7 protein-coding genes are annotated in these 8,213 nt (G+C 41.2%); all 7 read left to right on the top strand.

Annotated features, from left to right (window positions below):
• Nucleotides 1-205: 205 nt before the first annotated feature.
• The 7 genes from N6P30_RS23855 (at nt 206) to N6P30_RS23825 (ending at nt 8,189) form a co-directional block, all read left to right on the top strand.
• Nucleotides 206-973: an ABC transporter permease gene (locus N6P30_RS23855; protein WP_015583927.1), complete on the top strand. Its 768-nt coding sequence runs from the start codon at nt 206-208 to the stop codon at nt 971-973.
• On the top strand, nt 973-1,713 hold the full coding sequence (gene rfbB, locus N6P30_RS23850) for an O-antigen export ABC transporter ATP-binding protein RfbB (protein ID WP_000433876.1): 741 nt from the start codon (nt 973-975) through the stop codon (nt 1,711-1,713). The genes N6P30_RS23855 and rfbB overlap by 1 nt, the downstream gene beginning before the upstream one ends.
• A gap of 14 nt (nt 1,714-1,727) precedes the next feature.
• Nucleotides 1,728-3,620 carry a DUF4422 domain-containing protein gene (locus N6P30_RS23845; protein WP_154827395.1) on the top strand — a complete coding sequence of 631 codons (1,893 nt, stop codon included), beginning with the start codon at nt 1,728-1,730 and terminating at the stop codon, nt 3,618-3,620.
• An 18-nt stretch (nt 3,621-3,638) separates the two neighbouring features.
• Nucleotides 3,639-4,793: a UDP-galactopyranose mutase gene (glf, locus tag N6P30_RS23840; protein ID WP_016247610.1), complete on the top strand. Its 1,155-nt coding sequence runs from the start codon at nt 3,639-3,641 to the stop codon at nt 4,791-4,793.
• On the top strand, nt 4,790-5,680 hold the full coding sequence (locus N6P30_RS23835; protein ID WP_000683047.1) for a glycosyltransferase: 891 nt from the start codon (nt 4,790-4,792) through the stop codon (nt 5,678-5,680). The genes glf and N6P30_RS23835 overlap by 4 nt, the downstream gene beginning before the upstream one ends.
• Entirely contained in the window at nt 5,681-6,826 is a 1,146-nt protein-coding gene (locus tag N6P30_RS23830; protein WP_023157139.1) for a glycosyltransferase family 4 protein, read from the top strand.
• Nucleotides 6,827-6,947: 121 nt separating this feature from the next.
• Nucleotides 6,948-8,189, top strand: coding sequence for a glycosyltransferase family 2 protein (locus tag N6P30_RS23825; RefSeq protein WP_154827396.1), 1,242 nt, complete (start codon nt 6,948-6,950; stop codon nt 8,187-8,189).
• Nucleotides 8,190-8,213: the final 24 nt, after the last annotated feature.

Genomic DNA, 8,213 nt, shown 5'->3' with positions numbered 1-8,213 from the left:
ACTGAGGTTAGCGATCATCTCCGATTCCGGAGTGCTAATGCGCAGGAAAGATTGTTTACATATTGCTTGTGCAAAATAATGTTACAATTGGTCTTTGTTTATGGGAATAGCTGTTCGTCTCTCGAGCACAGCAGATCTTATCGATAATTCTGTTTGATACATATTACGTACGGAATTTTTTGTAGAATAATTTATGAGTATAAAAATGAAGTATAATATAGGGTATTTGTTTGATCTTCTTGTTGTTATAACAAACAAAGATTTAAAGGTACGTTATAAAAGCAGCGTATTTGGTTACTTATGGTCAATTGCGAATCCACTGCTTTTTGCAATGATATATTATTTCATTTTTAAGCTCGTTATGCGAGTGCAGATCCCGAATTATACCCTTTTCTTGATTACCGGTTTATTTCCGTGGCAATGGTTTGCCAGCTCGGCGACAAATTCCTTGTTTTCGTTTATAGCCAATGCGCAAATAATCAAAAAAACAGTTTTTCCGCGCTCAGTTATTCCATTGAGTAATGTCATGATGGAAGGGTTACATTTCTTGTGTACAATTCCTGTGATTATTGCATTCCTGTTCGTGTATGGTATGCGTCCATCGCTCTCATGGCTCTGGGGCGTACCAATTATTGCGCTTGGTCAGGTGATTTTTACATTTGGTATTTCAATCATATTTTCTACGCTAAATCTGTTCTTCAGGGATTTAGAGCGATTTGTCAGCCTTGGTATCATGCTCATGTTTTATTGCACGCCGATATTATATGCGTCAGATATGATTCCTGAAAAATTTAGCTGGATTATTACCTATAATCCTCTGGCAAGCATGATCCTCAGCTGGCGGCAGCTGTTCATGGATGGCGTCTTAAATTATGAATATATTTCAATCCTTTACATTACAGGTTTAGTCCTGACAATTGTGGGCCTGAGTATTTTTAATAAATTAAAATATCGATTTGCAGAGATTTTGTAATGGAACCAGTAATAAACTTTAGTCACGTTACGAAAGAGTATCCTCTTTACCACCATATTGGCTCAGGAATTAAGGATCTCGTATTTCACCCTAAAAGAGCTTTTCAGCTGTTAAAAGGGCGTAAATATCTTGCGATCGAAGACATTACCTTCACCGTGGGTAAAGGCGAGGCCGTAGCGCTGATTGGTCGTAACGGCGCAGGGAAAAGTACCTCCCTCGGGCTGGTGGCCGGCGTCATTAAGCCTACAAAAGGCACTGTTACAACCCAGGGGCGCGTTGCCTCAATGCTTGAGCTAGGCGGCGGTTTTCACCCTGAATTAACCGGGCGAGAAAATATTTATCTCAATGCGACCCTGCTTGGGCTACGCCGCAAAGAGGTTCAGCAACGGATGGATCGGATAATTGAGTTCTCCGAGCTGGGTGATTTCATTGACGAACCTATTCGCGTGTACTCAAGTGGTATGCTTGCGAAGCTTGGATTCTCTGTCATCAGCCAGGTAGAACCCGATATACTTATTATCGATGAGGTACTTGCTGTCGGTGACATTTCGTTCCAGGCCAAATGTATACAAACAATACGAGACTTCAAAAATAAGGGTGTAACGATATTATTCGTTAGCCACAATATGAGTGATGTTGAAAAAATCTGTGACAGAGTTGTTTGGATCGAAAACCATAAACTCCGCGAAATTGGCTCAGCAGAGAGAATCATTGAACTTTACAAGCAAGCAATGGCTTAATAATTGGTAATAAGATGAATAGTATCAAAATTTATACATGTCACCACAAACCCAGTGCTTTTCTAAATGCCTCTATTATTAAACCACTGCATGTCGGGAAGGCTAATACTTATAATGATATTGGCTGTGAAGGGGATGATAGCGGAGAAAACATTTCCTTTAAAAACCCCTTCTATTGTGAGCTGACGGCCCACTACTGGGTGTGGAAGAATGAATCTCTGGCTGACTATGTGGGATTCATGCATTACCGCAGACACTTGAACTTTGCAGAACAACAAAATCATCCTGAGGATAACTGGGGGGTAGTCAACTACCCGCTCATCAATGCCGAATACGAAAGCCAGTTTGGATTAAGTGATGAATCCATAAGCACCTGCGTCGATGGATATGATCTGCTGTTACCCAAAAAATGGTCGGTAACATCGGCAGGAAGTAAGAATAACCTTGATCATTATGCAAAAGGTGAGTTTTTACACATTAAAGACTATCAGTCTGCCCTGGATGTCGTTGAAGAGCTGTATCCACAATATAAAGCTGCGATTCAACAATTCAATAATGCAACTGATGGTTATTATACGAACATGTTTGTTATGCGCAAAGACATGTTCCTGGATTATTCTGAATGGCTTTTTGCTATTTTGTCTAATCTTGAAGATCGGATTTCGATGAATAACTACAACGCTCAAGAAAAACGAGTTATAGGACACATTGCTGAGCGTTTATTCAATATCTATATCATCAAATGTCAACAAGATAAACAGCTAAAAATAAAAGAACTACAGCGCACGTTTGTTACTGCTGAAACATTTAATGGTAAATTAAAGCCCGTTTTTGACGAAAGCGTACCGGTTGTTATTAGTTTTGATAATAACTATGCATTAAGTGGCGGGGCATTAATCAATTCAATTGTTCTCCATTCTGATGCGAACAGAAACTATGATATCGTTGTTCTGGAAAATAAGGTCAGTCATTTAAATAAACAACGCCTTATCAAGCTAGTTGCTGGTCATAACAACATATCATTGCGCTTTTTTGATGTGAATTCATTCACTGAGATGAGTGATGTTCATACCCGTGCACATTTTAGTGCGTCGACCTATGCGCGCTTGTTCATCCCGCAACTTTTCCGCGAGTATAAAAAAGTTGTGTTTATCGATTCTGACACCGTGGTGAAGGCTGATTTGGCGACACTTCTGGATGTCGAGATCGGCACTAACCTGGTTGCCGCTGTTAAAGACATCGTCATGGAAGGGTTTGTGAAGTTTGGTACCATGTCAGAATCAGATGATGGCATTATGCCTGCAGAGCAATACCTGAAAAAGACATTAGGAATGACTAATCCTGACGAATATTTTCAGGCCGGGATTATTGTTTTTAATGTCGAACAAATGGTTACAGAGAATACCTTTGCTCAATTGATGTCAGCATTGAAAGCCAAAAAGTATTGGTTCTTAGATCAGGATATCATGAACAAAGTCTTCTTTGGCCGAGTCAAATTCTTACCATTAGAATGGAACGTGTACCATGGTAATGGTAATACCGATGATTTCTTCCCGAATCTCAAGTTTTCAACCTATATGCGCTTTTTGCAAGCCAGAAGAAATCCAAAAATGATTCACTATGCGGGTGAAAACAAACCATGGAATACTGAGAAAGTCGATTTCTATGATGATTTTCTTGAGAATGTTTTAAGTACGCCATGGGAGAAAGAAATCTACTATCGCCAGTTACCTGTGGCCACGGTAGTACCTAACCAACATACTGAACTGCAGCAAACCGTGTTACTGCAGACAAAGATTAAAAGAGCTTTAATGCCATATGTTAACAAATATGCTCCTGTCGGTTCGCCAAGAAGAAATAAGCTCATCAAATATTATTATAAAGTTCGCCGTTCGATTCTTGGCTAATACAACTGGAGATACATTATGAAGCGTAACAATATTCTCATCGTCGGCGCTGGTTTTTCAGGTGTGGTCATTGCCCGCCAGCTTGCTGAACAAGGTCACAAGGTTAAAATCATCGATCAGCGTGACCACATTGGAGGAAACTCTTATGACACTCGCGATCCTCAGACTGATGTCATGGTTCATGTCTACGGTCCGCATATTTTCCATACGGATAATGAAACCGTCTGGAACTATGTCAATCAGTATGCGGAAATGATGCCCTATGTGAATAGAGTAAAAGCTACTGTTAATGGTCAGGTTTTTTCACTGCCGATTAATCTGCATACTATTAATCAGTTCTTTGCTAAAACCTGTTCTCCTGATGAAGCTCGCGCGCTCATTAGCGAAAAAGGTGATAGTTCCATTCTGGAACCGAAGACTTTTGAAGAGCAGGCCTTGCGCTTCATTGGTAAAGAATTATACGAAGCGTTCTTCAAAGGCTACACCATAAAACAGTGGGGGATGCAGCCTTCTGAGCTTCCGGCATCTATACTCAAACGTTTGCCTGTGCGTTTCAATTATGACGATAATTATTTCAATCATAAATTCCAGGGCATGCCGAAGTTAGGCTATACCCATATGATTGAAGCGATCGCCGATCATGAAAATATCACTCTGCAATTACAGCGTGAGTTTGCGGCTGAAAATCGCGAAAGTTATGATCATGTATTTTATAGCGGGCCGTTAGACGCCTTCTATTCATACCAGCATGGGCGTCTTGGCTACCGTACTCTGGACTTTGAGCGATTTACCTGGCAAGGTGATTACCAGGGCTGCGCGGTCATGAACTATTGCTCAGTTGATGTCCCGTATACGCGCATTACCGAACATAAATATTTTTCCCCGTGGGAAAACCACGAAGGCTCCGTATGTTACAAAGAATATAGTCGCGCCTGCGGTGAAAATGATATTCCTTACTATCCAATCCGCCAGATGGGCGAGATGGCTCTGCTGGATAAATATCTATCACTGGCGGAAGGTGAGAAAAATATTACTTTCGTCGGACGCTTAGGGACTTATCGCTATCTTGATATGGATGTAACGATTGCAGAAGCCTTAAAAACGGCCGATAAATACCTGTCTTCATTGTCCAACGACGAAACAATGCCTGTATTTGTGGCCGATGTACGATGAAACATACTGCACTAATAGTCACTTTCAACCGTCTTGAGAAGCTAAAAAAGACGGTTGCTGAAACTGTTAAGCTGCACTTTACCTCTATCGTTATTGTCAATAATGGGTCCACGGATGGGACCTCTGACTGGCTGCAGACAATCACTGATCCCCGAGTCATTGTCTTAAATCTGGCCAGTAATAACGGGGGGGCCGGCGGGTTTAAGGCCGGTAGTCAATATATATGCAGCTCTGTTGATAGCGATTGGGTCTTCTTTTATGACGATGATGCTTATCCGCAAAGTGATATTCTTGATAAGTTCGCGACGATAAATAAAGAAGATTGTCGTGTTTTTACGGCTTTAGTTAAAGATTTACAGGGCCGGACATGCGCGATGAATGTTCCATTTGTAAAAGTCCCGACCTCGTTTAGTGATACCTTGCAATATATCAAACATCCCCAACGATATGTACCAGATAATAAGAAAATGCTGGTGCAAACCGTTTCATTTGTTGGCATGATCATTAAGCGTGAAGTCTTGAATGAGCACCTTCATCATATTTATGATGAACTTTTCCTTTATTTTGATGATCTCTATTTTGGTTATCAATTAACTTTAAGTGGCGAGAAAATCACTTATCAACCGGAGCTTGTTTTTACTCATGACGTGAGTATTCAGGGAAAGGTTATATCGCCAGAGTGGAAGGTTTACTATCTTTGTCGGAACTTGATTTTGGCTAAGAGAATATTCACGGAAGTGGAAATTTTTAGTAGTTCATCAATCCTTTTGCGCCTGTGTAAGTATATCACCATATTCCCTGTGCAGCGCCGGAAATGGGTATATCTAAAGTTTTTATGCCGTGGGATTGTACATGGTGTAAAAGGAATCAGCGGTAAGTTTCACTAAGTGGACATAGCAATGAAAAAACTGTGTTATTTCATAAATTCGGATTGGTATTTTGATTTGCATTGGACCGATCGTGCAATTGCCGCCCGAGATGCCGGTTATGAGATTCACATTATTAGCCATTTTGTCGATGATAAAATAGCGGAAAAATTCAGGACATTAGGTTTTGTTTGCCATAACATTCCACTTGTCGCCCAATCATTCAACGTTTTGATTTTCTTTCGGGCCTTTTCTAAGGCTCGGAAAATTATTCAAAACATCAATCCAGATTTGTTGCACTGCATTACCATCAAGCCCTGTTTGATCGGCGGTTTTCTGGCTAAAAGTACCCATCGTCCTGTTATTCTGAGTTTTGTCGGTTTGGGCCGAGTATTTTCCGCAGAGTCTGCCTGTCTTAAGCTGCTGCGAAGTTTTACTGTTATGGCATATAAGTATATCGCCAGTAACAAATGCAGTTTGTTTATGTTCGAACATGATAAAGACAGAGCTAAACTTGCCGATCTGGTTGGTATCGATTACAAACAGACTATTGTTATTGATGGCGCGGGTATTAATCCAGAGATTTACAAATACTCTCTGGAGCAGCAGCGTGATGTTCCGGTCGTCCTTTTTGCCAGCCGTATGCTGTGGAGTAAAGGACTGGGTGACCTGATTGAAGCCAAAAAAATACTGAGTAATAAAAATATTCACTTTACGCTGAATGTTGCCGGTATTTTAGTTGAGAATGATAAAGACGCAATTCCGCTGGCGACGATACAGAAGTGGCAAAGCGAAGGCGTGATTAACTGGCTCGGTCATTGCTCTAATGTATTTGATTTAATTGAAGAATCAAATATCGTTGCTTTGCCGTCGGTCTACGCCGAAGGCGTACCGCGTATCTTGCTGGAAGCTTCCTCTGTCGGGCGCGCTTGTATCGCTTATGATGTTGGTGGCTGTGATAGCTTAATTATCAATAACGATAATGGGTTGATTGTAAAAAGTAAATCTGTCGAGGAATTAGCGGAGAAACTCGGTTTCCTGTTGGATAACCCAGAAACGCGCGTCGCAATGGGTATCAATGGCAGAAAACGCATTCAAGATAAATTCTCGAGTGTGATGATCATTAATAAAACATTAAAAACATATCGTGATGTTGTTGAAGAGTAATTTTTGATGAAGCTCAGTCGCTTTCATCTTACCCATCCTTAATAAACTGGCAACCTACAAATTAAACGCTACCCATAAATAAATATAATTGCGTTTATAAGCTAAGCGTCAAGGTGATTGCATGTCTGAAAAAGAGAGTATAGCTGTTTCCGTTATTATCCCTGTGCACAATGCGGCGGGATATATTTCCGACACATTGAGCACTGTTTTGTCGCAAACATTAAATGATATTGAAATCATTATTGTCAACGATTGTTCTGACGATAATACCTTAGAGATTGTCTCGGCGCTGGCTGAAACTGATTCACGAATTAGAGTCATTAACAACACGACAAATCTTGGTGGGGGAGGCTCAAGAAACATCGGGTTGGATGCTGCTACCGGTGAGTACGTTATTTTTCTTGATGACGACGATTATGTCGATAACATGATGTTGGAGCGCATGTACGCACGTGCTAGCGATATACAAGCGGATGTCGTTATCTGTCGCAGCCAGTCTTTTGATCCCGCCTTGCAGGTTTATGCTCCGATGCCGTGGTCAGTGCGCCAGGAGCTGTTACCTGATCTCAAGTTTTTTTCATCCCAGGATATTCCCTCTGACTTTTTCCGCACCTTTGTCTGGTGGCCATGGGACAAGCTTCTCAGGCGTCAATTTATTACTAGTCATCAGCTTCGCTTTCAGGAAATCAGGACGACCAACGATCTTTTCTTCGTCTGCGCATTTATGCTCATGGCGAACAGAATTTCGGTCTTAAATGAAACGTTAATTTCTCATACCATCAACCGTAGTGAATCCCTATCCGCCACGCGAGCAGAGTCGCACCGCTGTGCTGTTGAAGCATTGGTGGCGCTTAAAGCGTTTATCTGTCAGCAGGGGATGATGGAACACCGTCTCAGAGATTATAAAAACTATGTTGTCGTGTTCCTTGAGTGGAATTTAAACACGATTTCTGGTCCGGCATTTCACCCGTTTTATCAGCAAGTGAAAGAGTTTGTTGTTGCCCTGGATGCAAAGAGTGATGATTTTTATGATGAATTTATCGCCGCCGCCCATCATAGGATCATCACGCTGTCAGCTGAAGAGTACCTATTCTCTCTTAAAGATCGGGTTCTGAAGGAACTTGAGTTTTTCCAGGCCAGGAGCTCCGCATTACAGCAAGAAGTTGAGACGCTTACCCACTCATTCGCCGGGCAAAAGGATGAAAATGCGATATTGCATAATCAATTGCATGAGATTGAAGAGCGGGTAACTGAACAGGAACAGAATATTCGTCAGTTAACCGACAAAAATAATGATATGCATCATGAGATGACTATCAAACAGCAAGAGTTCAATGAATTTATCAGCATCACAAAAATTTAATCTCTTCTTTATCCTGGAAGTTGA

It is taken from the genome of Enterobacter sp. PL1 (assembly GCF_945957325.1).
In the GTDB taxonomy this organism is placed as follows: domain Bacteria; phylum Pseudomonadota; class Gammaproteobacteria; order Enterobacterales; family Enterobacteriaceae; genus Enterobacter; species Enterobacter roggenkampii.
This window is presented reverse-complemented; position numbering and strand designations above follow the sequence as displayed.